The 12,555-nt window shown below is 69.0% G+C and carries 14 protein-coding genes; 7 read left to right on the forward strand and 7 right to left on the reverse strand.

Going from position 1 to position 12,555, the window contains the following annotated elements:
• The first annotated feature begins 96 nt into the window (after positions 1-96).
• On the forward strand, positions 97-507 hold the full coding sequence (locus tag O3W51_RS22210) for a hypothetical protein (RefSeq protein WP_269287216.1): 411 nt from the start codon (positions 97-99) through the stop codon (positions 505-507).
• On the opposite strand, the gene O3W51_RS22215 is transcribed toward O3W51_RS22210, so the two are convergent.
• The 5 genes from O3W51_RS22215 to O3W51_RS22235 all read right to left on the reverse strand — a co-directional run bounded on the left by O3W51_RS22215 (position 504) and on the right by O3W51_RS22235 (position 3,556).
• Positions 504-1,082, reverse strand: coding sequence for a hypothetical protein (locus O3W51_RS22215; RefSeq protein ID WP_239070846.1), 579 nt, complete (start codon positions 1,080-1,082; stop codon positions 504-506). The genes O3W51_RS22210 and O3W51_RS22215 overlap by 4 nt on opposite strands.
• A gap of 129 nt (positions 1,083-1,211) precedes the next feature.
• The gene (locus O3W51_RS22220; RefSeq protein WP_269287217.1) at positions 1,212-1,796 is read right to left on the reverse strand and encodes a DUF6624 domain-containing protein; all 585 of its coding nucleotides are present in this window, start codon (positions 1,794-1,796) and stop codon (positions 1,212-1,214) included.
• On the reverse strand, positions 1,793-2,488 hold the full coding sequence (locus O3W51_RS22225; protein WP_164608506.1) for a hypothetical protein: 696 nt from the start codon (positions 2,486-2,488) through the stop codon (positions 1,793-1,795). The genes O3W51_RS22220 and O3W51_RS22225 overlap by 4 nt, the downstream gene beginning before the upstream one ends.
• A 148-nt stretch (positions 2,489-2,636) precedes the next feature.
• Positions 2,637-3,119: a hypothetical protein gene (locus O3W51_RS22230; RefSeq protein WP_164608507.1), complete on the reverse strand. Its 483-nt coding sequence runs from the start codon at positions 3,117-3,119 to the stop codon at positions 2,637-2,639.
• Entirely contained in the window at positions 3,119-3,556 is a 438-nt protein-coding gene (locus O3W51_RS22235; RefSeq protein ID WP_164608508.1) for an ATP-binding protein, read from the reverse strand. The genes O3W51_RS22230 and O3W51_RS22235 overlap by 1 nt, the downstream gene beginning before the upstream one ends.
• 218 nt (positions 3,557-3,774) lie before the next feature.
• Here O3W51_RS22235 and O3W51_RS22240 point away from each other — a divergent pair, with 218 nt between their 5' ends.
• From O3W51_RS22240 to O3W51_RS22255, 4 genes are all read left to right on the forward strand, one after another.
• A complete protein-coding gene (locus O3W51_RS22240; protein WP_203675288.1) occupies positions 3,775-4,566 on the forward strand; it encodes an aminotransferase class IV family protein in 792 nt (263 codons plus the stop codon).
• 15 nt (positions 4,567-4,581) lie between these two features.
• Complete coding sequence (locus O3W51_RS22245) at positions 4,582-5,502, forward strand: SUMF1/EgtB/PvdO family nonheme iron enzyme (protein ID WP_164608510.1); 921 nt, start codon at positions 4,582-4,584, stop codon at positions 5,500-5,502.
• Between the two features lie 941 nt (positions 5,503-6,443).
• On the forward strand, positions 6,444-7,364 hold the full coding sequence (locus O3W51_RS22250) for a Tat pathway signal protein (protein ID WP_331284077.1): 921 nt from the start codon (positions 6,444-6,446) through the stop codon (positions 7,362-7,364).
• 87 nt (positions 7,365-7,451) lie between these two features.
• On the forward strand, positions 7,452-7,937 hold the full coding sequence (locus O3W51_RS22255) for an SAM-dependent methyltransferase (protein ID WP_164608512.1): 486 nt from the start codon (positions 7,452-7,454) through the stop codon (positions 7,935-7,937).
• Between the two features lie 388 nt (positions 7,938-8,325).
• Here O3W51_RS22255 and O3W51_RS22260 read toward each other — a convergent pair whose 3' ends face one another.
• The gene (locus O3W51_RS22260; protein WP_164608513.1) at positions 8,326-9,642 is read right to left on the reverse strand and encodes a helix-turn-helix transcriptional regulator; all 1,317 of its coding nucleotides are present in this window, start codon (positions 9,640-9,642) and stop codon (positions 8,326-8,328) included.
• Positions 9,643-9,844: 202 nt separating this feature from the next.
• On the opposite strand from O3W51_RS22260, the gene O3W51_RS22265 reads away from it, so the two are divergent.
• Entirely contained in the window at positions 9,845-10,897 is a 1,053-nt protein-coding gene (locus O3W51_RS22265; RefSeq protein ID WP_164608514.1) for an NAD-dependent epimerase/dehydratase family protein, read from the forward strand.
• Positions 10,898-10,902: 5 nt separating this feature from the next.
• On the opposite strand, the gene O3W51_RS22270 is transcribed toward O3W51_RS22265, so the two are convergent.
• On the reverse strand, positions 10,903-11,733 hold the full coding sequence (locus O3W51_RS22270) for a glycosyltransferase family 2 protein (protein ID WP_164608518.1): 831 nt from the start codon (positions 11,731-11,733) through the stop codon (positions 10,903-10,905).
• Between the two features lie 59 nt (positions 11,734-11,792).
• Here O3W51_RS22270 and O3W51_RS22275 point away from each other — a divergent pair, with 59 nt between their 5' ends.
• The gene (locus tag O3W51_RS22275) at positions 11,793-12,551 is read left to right on the forward strand and encodes a hypothetical protein (RefSeq protein WP_239071006.1); all 759 of its coding nucleotides are present in this window, start codon (positions 11,793-11,795) and stop codon (positions 12,549-12,551) included.
• Positions 12,552-12,555 lie beyond the last annotated feature (4 nt).

The raw sequence follows: 12,555 nt of genomic DNA on the forward strand, positions 1-12,555 counted from the left end.
TGCCGGACCATGGCGGTTCGGGCTACTCGTCGGGCCGCAGTCGCTACGCTGCGGAACGGTGAAGTGCTGGTCGCGTCGGTGCAGGGGGTGAGCGGGGTGGTGAAGGATCGGGAGCCGTTCTCCCGGGAGGGTGAGCGGCCGGTGTGTGCGATCTGCCCTTCCCTGGTGCTGCCTGGTGGGGCCTTCGACGTGGTGGCCAAGCCCAGCCGGGATTGCCCCTTCGACCCCGAGAGCGGCAACCGGTACACCGCGGCGGGGGTGGCGGTGTGTGTGCACCCCGACCGGGTGGGCCTGCCGGCCGCCCCGTACGCGACGGACCGCCTGGTGCTGCCGTGGGAGGTGCCGCCGCCGGCGGACGCGGGCGAGGTGCGGGAGTGGTTGCGGGTGGCGCTGACCGCGGCGCCGCCGGACGCCTTCGCCGCAGTGATCGCGCAGGCGTCGCAGATTCTGCGGGCGTCGGATCCGGATCTGGACGTGACGGCGGCGCTGCGGTCGGCACTGGGTTAAGCCGCCGGCGCGAAGGCGATGGTGTGCTCGCGCCCGGACCGGCCCATGCCGATGCTCGCGTAGAGGCCGGCGAGGTGGGCGCGGTTGGCTTCCACCTGCTGGTGGTCCAGCCAGTAGCGGGACGGCGGTTCACCCCACGCCGCGGTGTAGCACTGGTAGGTGTAGTCGCCGTGTTGGTAGTCGGTGTGCTCCTGATCGGTCTGGTGGATGATGCTGACGGCGTGGCAGTCCGCGATGCGGTGCAGGAGCTGGGACTGGGCGAGCATCGCGTGCGTCATCTCATCCACCGGAACCGCGATAGCGATCTCGGCCGCCCTCTCGTCCTCGGTCAGCGCGTAAACGGCGGCCTTGAGCGCCAGGGCGCGCATGGCCTCAACGAACAGCGGCGGGGCGTCATCCTCCAGCTTCCACTTCGAGATGACGGGGAAGCCGGTGAAGCACTGCCAGTCGTCGCTGTAGTTGAGGCTGGCCTTGTGAAACGCCGGGAATTCGTGGTCGTCTTCCAGGCGCTGGAGGACTCCTACAGCGGTTTCGGCCACGAGATGCGGGCTGGGAAGTGCGGTCTGGACGGGCATGGGTCGTACCTCTCTCGGAGACAACCGGGATGGCGGAGTTGGAGCCGCGCCCCCGGTGCGGGCGGGGGATGCACCGCAGGGGAGGCACGGCGGTTCAGGGGGCCGTTCGTCAGGTGCCGGGGTCGAGCGTCATGCGGCCCGCTTGACCAGGACCATGTCGGGAAGTCCCGCTTGCGGGGGATCGCCGTCCCCGGTGGGGAGGTGGCGGCGGCGAACGGCCTCGGCCGCGGCGGCGTGGGGCGGCAGCCCCGCACGGGCCCGGTGGGTATCGAGGTGCTGCGGCTCCCGCACCGGTACTACCTCGACACCGGCAGGCCCGCGGCGAAATTGCGTGCCGTGCAGCTGGGCCTGACCAGTGTTGATGCACCATCGGTCGAACAGGTGCGCCCATTGCCCGGCCGGTGCCTGACCACCCTTCAGCGCGGCGGCCAGCAACCGCAGCGCCGCGTTCTGGAAGTCGGGGTCATGGTCCGCGTAGAGGGCGATTTGGTAGGCGGCCTGGGCGCCGTCGTCACCGACGAGCCGGCGATCGGGCCAGCCGTGCTCTGCTGCGATGCGGCGCAGCACGCCGGCGTTCGCGTGGTCTTGATGGCGACCGGCGGCGATCTCTGGGGGGCTCGGGTACCCGCGGGTGAGCTTGCTGTGGTGCAGCCGAGCGGCAGCGGCGCGGTCGATGAGGTCACGGGCGATGTCAGGCCGCTGGAGTGTCGTCATCGGCGCGCCGTTGCTTGGAGAGCGCCTGCGAGGCGACGGCCTGTCCGCAGGCCGAGAGACCCCAGATCAATCTCCGCGTCACAGTGGCATTTGAAACATTCTGGTTCGAATGTGGGGTCCAGGAAGCCGCCACGAGTGGCCGTCTTGAACGCCTTGCCGAGACGTTCGACGACCTTCTGCGCTTCGGGCCACTCGGTGATGTCCCGGCCCTCGTCCTGGGGCGCGGCTCCTAGGAGACACGCCAGGCGATCCGCGGTGGGCACGGAGACCTTGCCAAGCTGGAGCCTGCCGGATTCGACGTGCGGCCCGGAGGTCTCCAGGTCGCAGGCGAGGAACGCCCGGTGCAGAGCGTCGCCCGCGCGAAAGAGCGGCTTCATGCTTTCTCGCACTCGCCGGGCCAAGTCCAGCGCGGTCGCCGCGTCGACGTTGCCCAGACTGATGGAAGGTGCTCCCTCCTCGGCGTCGTTCACCTTGACGAAGTACAGACGCAGGCCGGCAGCGCGAAAGATATCTCCCAGTTCGCTGGCCGCATCCCAGCTCTGGGCGCGCACATCCGGATCGAGGTCGGCGGCCTGCTGCGGGAGGAGGTCGGCCGCCGTGTGTGTCGCGTCGGTAAAGGGGTGCCGGTCGATGCCATCCGGGTCGGGGTCGGCGGGCTGGTGCGGGAGGGGGTCGGTCGTGGGGTGCGTCATGAAGAACTCCGTGGAGGGTGTACCGGCCGGTGATCGGAGGTGGCCTGCCGTCATGGAGATCCGCCGGCCACCTCAGGTGGCGGTAACTTCTGCTCGTTCAAGGCCCGGGCCGCGGGGAGAAGTGGTCCGGCGACTGTGCTGCGCGGCGTCATGTGTCGTCCCCCATGAGGTCGAGGACGGCCAGGATCGCGAGGGTGAACCGGCGCAAATACGACAGCGCTCCCTCAGGACCGGGCTGTTCGTCGCACAGGGCGAGCAGGAGATGCACCTCCTGCGTGGGATACATCGCCACGCGGTGCGGGACGATTTGCAGGAGCTGGCGGGTGGCTCGGCGGAATCGGTCAGCGATCCGCCCCGCGTCCTCGTAGCTTGGCGGTAAAGCGTCGGGCGGCTGTCTCCGAGGCAGGGGGAGGCCGAATCTGACTAACCAGGCATGGAGCTTGCGGTCAGGGACAGCGGGACCGGGCCAGCCCCTAAGCACTTCTTCGAGCGTATCGATCAGGTCATCACTGATTCCCTCAGCGGCGAGGGAGCGTGCGAGACCGTAGGCGAGCCTGCGCCCCGCCTCGTCCTTGGAGGAGAGCGGTCGGCTCAGTAACTCGGTGGCGGTGGCGATGTCTACGGCGACCATCACGACCTCCCTGCGTGAATGCGGAAATGGGCCCAGGTCGTCTTGCCGTCGTCGCTCACGCCCCAGTCGCCGGCGAGGAGCGCGACGAGGAACAGGCCGCGACCCGACTCGTCGTCCTCTGCCGCCTCGCGCGGCCGGGCAGGGGCCGGGTTGCCGTCGAAGACTTCGATCCGCAGTTCATCGTCGGCGTAGCGAACCGTGAGAACGACGTCGTCGGGGGCGTAGCGGAGCGCATTGGTGACCAGCTCCGAGACGCTGACCACGATGTCCTCGGATGCATCGACGGGCACACGCCAGTACCGAAGGTGCGTCGTGGTGATCCGGCGCATGTAGGCGACCCGGGCCTTGGCGGGGGTGAACGCCACCGTGAAGAGTCGGGGTGAGGGTCCGGACAGCAGTTTCGACGCGGCCGTGGTGACGGCTGGTGCGGCAGTCATCGGGAGCCTCCCCGGTAAGCGGCGCGGGGGAGCGGGCGATAGGCGGGACCTGCGCATCGCGTGCCACGCTCCTTCCTTTTGATCACCAAGCGTGTTCGCACGGTGACCAGAGAACACCGCGGGGTACCAAAGAGGGAACGAAGTTTCACCGAAGTTGACGCGTCAGTAACACGGCGTAGGGTGCCGGAGCCGGGGCGCGCCCTGGCATGCTGGGCGCCATGGCCACACTCGATGAAAAGCTGGCAACCGCCGACGACTTGCTGCCCCTGGCGCTGACGAACTTCGCGCACTTCACATCCATGCGCGTCGACGCCGACCACTCGATTCGCGGCCTCGCACTGCACATGGAACGCCTCGAACGGGACTGCAAGATCGTCTACGGCGCGGACCTGGACACTGGACGCGTCCGCGACCACGTCCGCGCGGCCCTCGACGGACAGGCCGGGCCATGCGTCGTCCGCGTCACGATCTACGACCCCGCCGTCGACATGGGCCACCCTTCCGCCGCCGACAACCCGAGCGTCCTGGTCACCGTGCGCCCCGCCGGCCCGCTTCCCCCCGCTCCGCTGCGCGCCCTCAGCGTGCCGTACGAGCGTGATCTTCCCCAGGTCAAGCATTGCGGCCTGTTCGGCGCCCTGCACGCGCGCAGCGCCGCCCAGCTCGCCGGCGCCGACGACGCACTGTTCGTCGGCCGCGACGGCTACATCTCCGAAGGCGGCACCTGGAACGTCGCCTTCATCGACGGCAACGGAACCGTGGTGTGGCCCCAGGCGCCCGTTCTGCCCGGCGTCACCATGGCCCTGCTCCAGCAGAACTCCATCGGCGTCGAACACCGGACCGCCCCCGTCACCCTCGACCAGGCCAAGGGCATGGCGGCCGGCTTCGCCACGAACACCTCCATCGGTGTCCGCGCCCTGGCCTGCATCGACGACAAGGAGCTGGCCACCGAGCATCCCGTGTTGGATACGCTCCGCGACACCTACCTGTCCATCCGCGGCGAAACCCTGTAGCCCCGGGAAGTCGCGATGACGACGGGGGTTCCACGGTGGACCGGCCAGGAAGTCCAAGTACTGCGCGCGGCGCTGCGCATGACCGGCAGGGACTTCGCCGCGAAGGTCGGCGTCAGCACGCGCCAGGTAGAGAACTGGGAGGTCAGGGGCAAGTCCATCCAGCCTCGTCCCGGCAACCAGGCCGCACTGGACACGTTGCTGTCCCAAGCGCCCCAGCAAGCCCAGTGGCGGTTCGCCCAACTCCTGACTGACCAGGCCGCCGGCGGGCAGGACGAGCGCACCGAGGAACTGCTGCGCCGTGACGCGCGCACGATAAGGCATCCCATCGACGGCAAGGTCACGGTGCTCGTCGAGGAGGGCATCTACCTGGCGGGTCCCCAGGACGCGTCGCTCTGGGTGGACGCGTACCGCATCGACGTCTACCCCACGACCAACCGCGATTACGAGCGCTTCGTTCGCGCTACAGGGCACCGGCCTCCGCAGCACTGGCCTGGCGACCGCAGCCCCAGCGCTCTGCACGACCACCCGGTGGTCTGGGTGACCTGGCACGACGCCGCCGCCTACGCGAGCTGGGCAGGCAAGGAGCTGCCCGCTGCCAGCCAGTGGGAGAAGACCGCCCGCGGCACGAAGGGGCGCGCCTACCCCTGGGGCGACGAGCCCACCGCCGCGAAGTGCAACACCGCTGAAAGCGGCCTCGGGGGCACGACGCCGGTCACCCGCTACCAATCCGGCGCTAGCCCATACGGCGCGCACGACCTGTGCGGCAACGTCTGGGAATGGTGCTCCACACCGGGCGCGGATGGGCCCGACCGGTACCAGCTCAAGGGCTCGGCGTTTAGCAGCCCGTTCGAGCGCGCCGCGCCGGCACTGGAGAACGCAGCCAACGGCGGCATGAAAGACAATGACACCGGATTCCGCTGCGTCGCCCTCCCGTAGATCGACACCACCGTTGGCGAGCGGCGAAGGGGCGACGCGCCCAGGTAGATGCCCGATCGTGGTGCTGACTATCGCCGACGTCAGCAGCTCGGCGAGGTTCATGAGGAATGACGACAGCCTCCAGCTGCGGGGCTTCGCAGTACCGATGCGCCGTGGGTGCGCGACCCACATCCCTCCGCCGGCGACCCTCTGTGCGCCCGTCACACCGGCTGCGAGGGCGAACCGCAGTGACATGGCTTCGAGTACATCCGGACGCGGAATGCCAAAGACGTGTGCCCTCACTGTTCGTCGCCTCCCGTTTCGGACCTCGCTAAGCGGGACGTCTGCGCGCATCGACCAACTGAATGCAGCTCCGCCGCGGAGTAGTTGACCGCTACCGTTACGTTGAGCGAACCGCTAATTGCAGCGGGTGGATATCCCCCAGGTGCCGCTGGTAGTGCCAAAGGTGCCAAAGATCGTTTTGTGGACAGGGGCGCAGTATGGCGCGCGAACGGAACACGAAGCTGAGCGCTGTAATCAGGGAAGTTGGCTGGTCGCAGGCTCAGGTGGCGGCCCGGTTTGTCCGGGTGGCGGCGGAGGTAGAGGCAACTGAGCTTTTGGGCACTTCGCGCTCGCACGTGTCCATGTGGGTGCTGGGCACCCAGCCCGCTGGCGCGGGCCCCGCTATCTTGTGCGAGGCGCTCTCGCGTGGATTGCAACGCCCGATCACACCAGACGAGATCGGTCTTCGACCCATGGCGCCCGGTACGCCAACAGCCGACCTGTGGCCAACCGATACGATCACAGCGCTGTTGGATCTCGGGGGGAGTGATCTGGACGTGGAGCGCCGACAACTCCTGTCGGGCACGGCCTACTCGGTCGCCGGTCTCTCGCTTCCGGGACCAGCCTGGTGGGAGCAAGCACCCCGCCACGCAGGAACGCGGAAGCCGTCGACGTTGCGCGTGGGGCGCAGCGAGATCGAGGCGATCCGGGAGATGACTGCCTTCTTCTCCCGACGCGATCAGCAGCGCGGGGGCGGTGACGGCCGCGCCGCCGTAGTGGCCTATTTGCGGACAGAGGTCGCCGCCTACCTGAGCGGCACCTTCCCCACCGACGCCATCCGACGTGAGCTGTACTCCGCGGCCGGGGAACTGGTCTACCTCTGCGGTTGGATGGCTTTTGACGCCTCCCAGCAGGCTGTCGCGCAGCGGTACCTCACCTTGGCCGTGCGGCTGGCCGCCGAAGCAGACGACCCACCGCTGGCCGGGCACATTCTGCGCGCCCTCGCTCACCAGGCCGTCGACCTGGGCCACCGCCGCCAAGCGCGCGACCTGGGCACTGCGTCCATTGAGCGCAAGCGCTATACCCTCGCCAGCCCGCGCGAGAAAGCCCTGATCGGAGTGGTGCACGCCCGCAGCCTGGCTGCCTCAGGCCGTAAGCGTGACGCACTGGCCGCCCTGCTCCGCGCCGAGAACGATCTCGACGCGGCCACCAACGCCGGCCACGAGCCCAGTCGGGTCTTCTTCTTCTCCGAAGCCAGCCTCGCCCACGAGACCGCCTGTGCCTTGCGCGACCTGGGCGACTTCGAAGGAGCCCAACGCGAATTTCACCGCAGCGTTCGCACCCGCGGTCAAGCCTTCGGCCGCACCCACGCCGTGACGCTGGGCTACCTGGGCTCGGTCCAGGCCCAACAGGGCAGTATCGAAGTCGCATGCGCCACCTGGACACGTGCCCTGGACGCCATGGAAGGCATCCACTCCGGCCGCGCCCACGACACCGTGATCGCCATGCGCCGCGCCTTGTCGCCCTTTCGACAGCGCGGCGCCGCCGCCGTCGCGGACCTCGATGCCCGTGCGCGTGCCGTCCTGGCCCACGTAGGGTGACCGCGTCCATCGCAGCCGAGTGTCCCTACATAGCGGCAGCTCATCGGGCTGTTGCTTATAGAACTCCAGCCCAGAGAGAGACGATCCGTGCCTGACGAGTCGATTGCAGCCGAGGTCATCGCAACAGTCGTAGGCGGGCGCGTGCAGCCCACCGACGATTACTGGGGGAGCACCGAGTCGATCATCCGCCTCCACCCGAAGTTTCCTGTAGAGACCGTGCAGGGACTGGATGAATTCAGCCACCTGGTGGTGACCTTCCGCTTCCACCTGGTCAATCCGTCCGACGTTCATCTCGGCGTCCGCAGTCCGCGTAACAACCCGGCTTGGCCGCCCACGGGAACCTTCGTCCACCGCAACATGCGCCGGCCGAACCGTTTGGGTACATCCTTTCCGCGCCTGCTGCGGGTCAACGGCTTGGACCTGCACGTCACGGATCTGGACGCGATTGACGGGACGCCAGTCCTCGACATCGCCCCGTGGTTCGCTGAATTCGGACCGCGCGGGGAAGTCCGCCAACCACGCTGGCCCACAGAAATGCTGGAGAACTACTGGAAGGACCAGAGCGAGGCGTAAGCGTCGCCTCTGGTCGCGTGAGCGTGACGGCTCCCACATCCGCGCGGTCCGAACGTAGGAGCGTGAGAACGTCCACCGCGGGGCTGTGGCATCCTGGCGGCCGGGCGGCTGAGAGCGAGTTGCCTCCAGGGGAGTTGGCGGCAGGCGTCGGCCCGCTGATGCCCTGTTGACGAGGGTTCAACGTGATCCCTGGCCTGCGACCGTTGCCGGCCGCGTCTGTACGGTGCAGCAGCGTTCCGCAGCGCCTCAGCGCCGCCCGGGGGTACAACGCGGGGAGGGAGGTCAGGTCGCGCTCCGGCCAATCGGCGGAACCACAGGATCCCGAAGCCGAACCCACCCGGAGGCGGCGTGGCCCGAAAGTCCGGCCAAATATGCGGCTACGGGTGGATCACCCAGCGAGTTGTTCCCTGGCGTACTCACGTAGCTCGACCATCGGCTGCTCGGTTCGGTGATCCAGGCGGCGGATGAGGGCGGAGGCCAGGTCGACGCAGCGTGAGGCTTGGGAGTCGAGTGCGGTGTCGAGTGCGGCGCGGGCATTCGCTGCGGCGGAGAAGGCGTCGCGGTCGTGGAGTGAAGCTTCGGCCCGGTAGGTCAGGAACACCGCTTTCGTTCGGGAGCGGCGGGGATCGAGTTCGCCTAAACCGGCGCTGATGGCGGTCTCGGCACGATGGGGGTCGCCGAGGTCGAGCCAACAGCGTCCGGCGTCGGCATTGATGTCCGCCATCGACATCCAGGAGACCACGGAGGGCGTGTCCTGCGGGTTCATCCGGGCCAGTTCCATCTCGGCGGACGTCAGCGCGCGTTGGGTTCCTTGGCGGTCTTGCAGTACGGCGCAAGCGCGAGCGCGCCGTACGTCGAGCAGGGAGCGGGCTGCCGGAGTACGGGTGCGGGTCCGGGCGTGTTCGATGATGCGAACGGCATCGGCGGGCCTGGAGAGCCAGGTGGCTTGGTAGGCAAGGTCGGACAGGGCGATGGCGGCCAGGTCGCGGTCGTCTGCTTGGTGGGCGGCGTGGACGGCCGCCTGCCAGTGGCGCTGAGCGTCGGCGTGACGGTCGGCATCGAAGCGGAGCCAGGCCGCGCAGTGTGCAAGATCGGCGGTTACGGCGTGCAGGCGGCGGCCGGTTTGCGTGGTGTAGCGATCTTGGGTGATGAGGTCGATGGCGGTGCTCAGGTGCGCGTCGATGAGACGCGAGACCTGTGGGTGCGGACCGGCGGCGAGTGCGCGCAGCTCACCGGAACGCTGTTCCAGCCACGTCAGGAGTTCCCCGTCGATGCTTTGCCCGTCGAGGGCCCGGCCCAGGTGGCGTGGCTCGATGCGGGCCCAGCTGGCGGCAACGTCGATGAGGGTGCTGCTGCTGAGTATCAGGAAGGATCGTCGCTCCATACGGTTGACCTGTACCTCTTTCAGGGCTGCCCGACTTCCCGAGGGGTTGAAGGGGGCGGGGTACTCGAAGGCGGGTAGCCAGTGGGGCCAGCCGAGTTGTTCGACCACGGCGGCGGGGACGTCCAGGACGGCCGCCAGCAGCGACTGGCTCTCCTGGCTCGGCGTGGTTCCGGTGGATTCCCAGAGCCAAATCCGATTGCGATCGATGCCGCTACGCAGGCCGCGCCGGAGGGCCTGATCGCGGAGTAGACGGGCGAGGTCGTCGCCGGACCAGTGGTGATGCCGACGCAAATATGCCAGCGGGTGCCGGTCCAGCTCCATGTCGCCCCCGAGGTGCCGCAGCCGATGCCTCCCCGTCCACGTCCACCATGCCGTACCTGGCCGGGCGGTGGGACAGCTTCACCAGGGCGGCCACACATCGGCCACACAGTCGTCCCCTGGAGGAGCGGGGGTGGCCGGTGGTGTCCTCGGCAGCGTGACGCCGCGCATTCGTGTGGCGCTGTTGAGAAGGGATGGCTCTCGCGTGAACACAAGGGATCGCTTCGCTGATCTGTCCGGTGCCACGGTCACGGTGACCGGCGGGTTCGGGCTGGTGGGCAGCCGTATTGTGCACCGGCTCCGGGCGCTGGGCGCCAAGCCGCTGACGGTAGGCCGTCTCGACGCCTACGGCTCCTGCGTCTACTCCTCCGTGTTCGGAATCTCCCCTGGGGATCCCGACGTCGTCGCCGGTGATATCACCGACGCCGCGCTGATGGACGACCTGTTCTCGCGCAGCGACTACGTCATCCACGCCGCGGCGCTCGCCGATGTCGCGGAGTGCACCCGCAATCCGGCGGCGGCGCTGGACGCGAATATCCGCGGCACCCAGACGGTGCTGGATGCCGCAGCCCGGCACCGTCGCACGCTGAAACGGCTGGTCTTCGTCTCTTCGGCCAGCGTCTACGGCATCGGCAACACCACCGATTCCCCGAACACGAAGGCCCGGTTCAGCGAGGAGGATTCACTGGTTCCCGGATCGGTGTACGCCAACACCAAGCTGTGGGGCGAGCACCAGACCGCCCTGAGCCTGAGCGGTGCCGACAGCTCATTCGCGATCGTGCGGTACTTCTCCGTCTACGGGGAACCGCAGGTGGTCAAGGAGAACAGCCACAGCTGGGTAGTGGCCTGGTTCGCGATGCGGGCCGCGCTCGGCCTGCCGCTGCACCTCAACGGCGGCGGGTGCCAGGTGAGGGACTTCGTACACGTCGATGACATCGCGGAGGCGACCTTGCTGGCGGCCGTGACCGAGGGCGCGGACCGTACGACGCTCAACGTCGGCACCGGCCGCGCCACCTCCATCCGGCAGGTCGCCGATCTGGTGCGCCGCCATTACCCCGGGGCGCAGATCATCGAGACCCCGCGGCCACAGGGCGACCCGCTCGGTGCCTGCGCCGACACCACCCGCATGCGCCAAGTGCTGGGCTGGACTGCGCCGGTGGACATCGAGGACGGGGTGAGCCGCTACGTGACGTGGTTGAAGGGGACCCCCGAGGCGATCCCGGCGTGGCTGCGCGCCGAGGCCCGAGCTGTCGCGTGAGCCGCTCAGATCACTGGGGGGCGGCCGAGGCGGGCCAACCGGATCACGGTGCGCCAGCGCATCGGCTTCCGGCGCCCGCACTCGGTGCGCCAGCCCTCCGCGAAGCCACCGAACCAGGCCCGCAGCCCGGCCAGGCTGCGGGTCCGGGCCAGCGTCAAGACCACCCACACCCCCAGGTAGACCGGGACGAGCACAGCGGGCAGGTGCCGGCGGGCCAGGTAGACCCGGTTGCGGGCGTTGACCTGGTAGAAGAACGCGTGCCGGGCCGGGGAGGTGTGCGGGTGCTGGAGCAGCAGCTGCGGCGCGTAGCGCACCCGCCAGCCGGCGTCGATCGCCCGCCAGGCCATGTCGGTCTCCTCGTGCGCGAAGAAGAAGGCGTCCGGCCAGTGGCCGACCTGGGCCAGCATCTTCGTGGACAGGACATGGGCGCCACCGAGGAAACCGGTCACCAGCCCGCCGCGCATCGGATCGCCGGCCCGCAGCCGCGGAACATGGCGGCGCTGGGTCACCCCCGTCTCGTCCGCGATACGGAAGCCGACGATCCCCAGCAGCGGGTCCGCTTCGTACAGCGTGGTGATCGTGGCGAAGACATCGTCAGCGACCAGGAGGCCGTCGTCGTCCAGGTCCAGCACCAGGTCCATGTCCCCCAGGTATTCCAGGGCGGCGTTGCGGCCCCCCGTCACCCCCAGGTTCTCCGCGAGTTGCACGGTCTCGACCCAAGGCGGCAGATCGGGCACCGGGCACCCGTTGGCCACCACCACCGTCCGGGCCGCCGGAATCGTCTGTGCCTGGACCGAGACCAGCAGTTCCGTCAATTCCTTGGGCCGCGTGCCCATCGTCAGGATCGCCACGCCCAAATTCACGCCTGCTCTGTACCCATCTGTGTGAGGACGCCATGACCGATCGGACTCCGCCCGGCCGCGCCTGCCTGCATGAACTCGCTACCTTGCGCCGGCTGCCCGCGCACCAGGTGATGGATGCGGTAACGCTTGAGTGGATCGTGGGCAACAGGCCGGCGAACTTCGACGCCTCGCCCAGCTTCCCACGCCCGGCCGTCATGCTCGTACCGCCGAGATCGTGGTTCGCGGCCGGGCATCTGGCCGACTCCATCCACGGCATCCGCCACAACGCCCGCGTCAGCCTCCTCGCCGCACTCTTGGCCGAGGAACACGAGCTCGACGGCGACGATGTCGCGGCGGCCTGCGCCGCCGGGGCGGTCCACGACTGCCGGCGACACCACGACCGGACGGATGCCGGACACGGTCAGCGCGCCGCCTCCTGGTTCCTCCAGCACAGCGACGCCGTGACCGAGGCGATGAGCCGCCCATTGCCGCCGGCGGTGTTGCACCGCGCGACGCGGGCAATCGCCGTGCACGACGTGCCCTACGCCGACTTCACCGCCAGCCAGGAGCGCGCCTACCAAGCCGCCCCCCACCTCGTCGACGTCCTCAAGGCCGCCGACTGCCTGGACCGCTACCGCTTGCCACTTCGCCGGTGGTGGCCAGACCTGGCCCGCCTGCGCATTCCGGTACCCGACTGGCTTCCCCCAGCCGCCTTCGCCCTCGTCATTCGCAGCGAGCAAGCCGCCCTCGACGGCGCCACCGATCACCATGCCCTGACCACCGCCCGCCATTCCCTCACCCGCGGCCAGTAGGAGA

The organism is Streptomyces sp. H39-C1, from assembly GCF_027158125.1.
GTDB lineage: Bacteria > Actinomycetota > Actinomycetes > Streptomycetales > Streptomycetaceae > Actinacidiphila > Actinacidiphila fildesensis.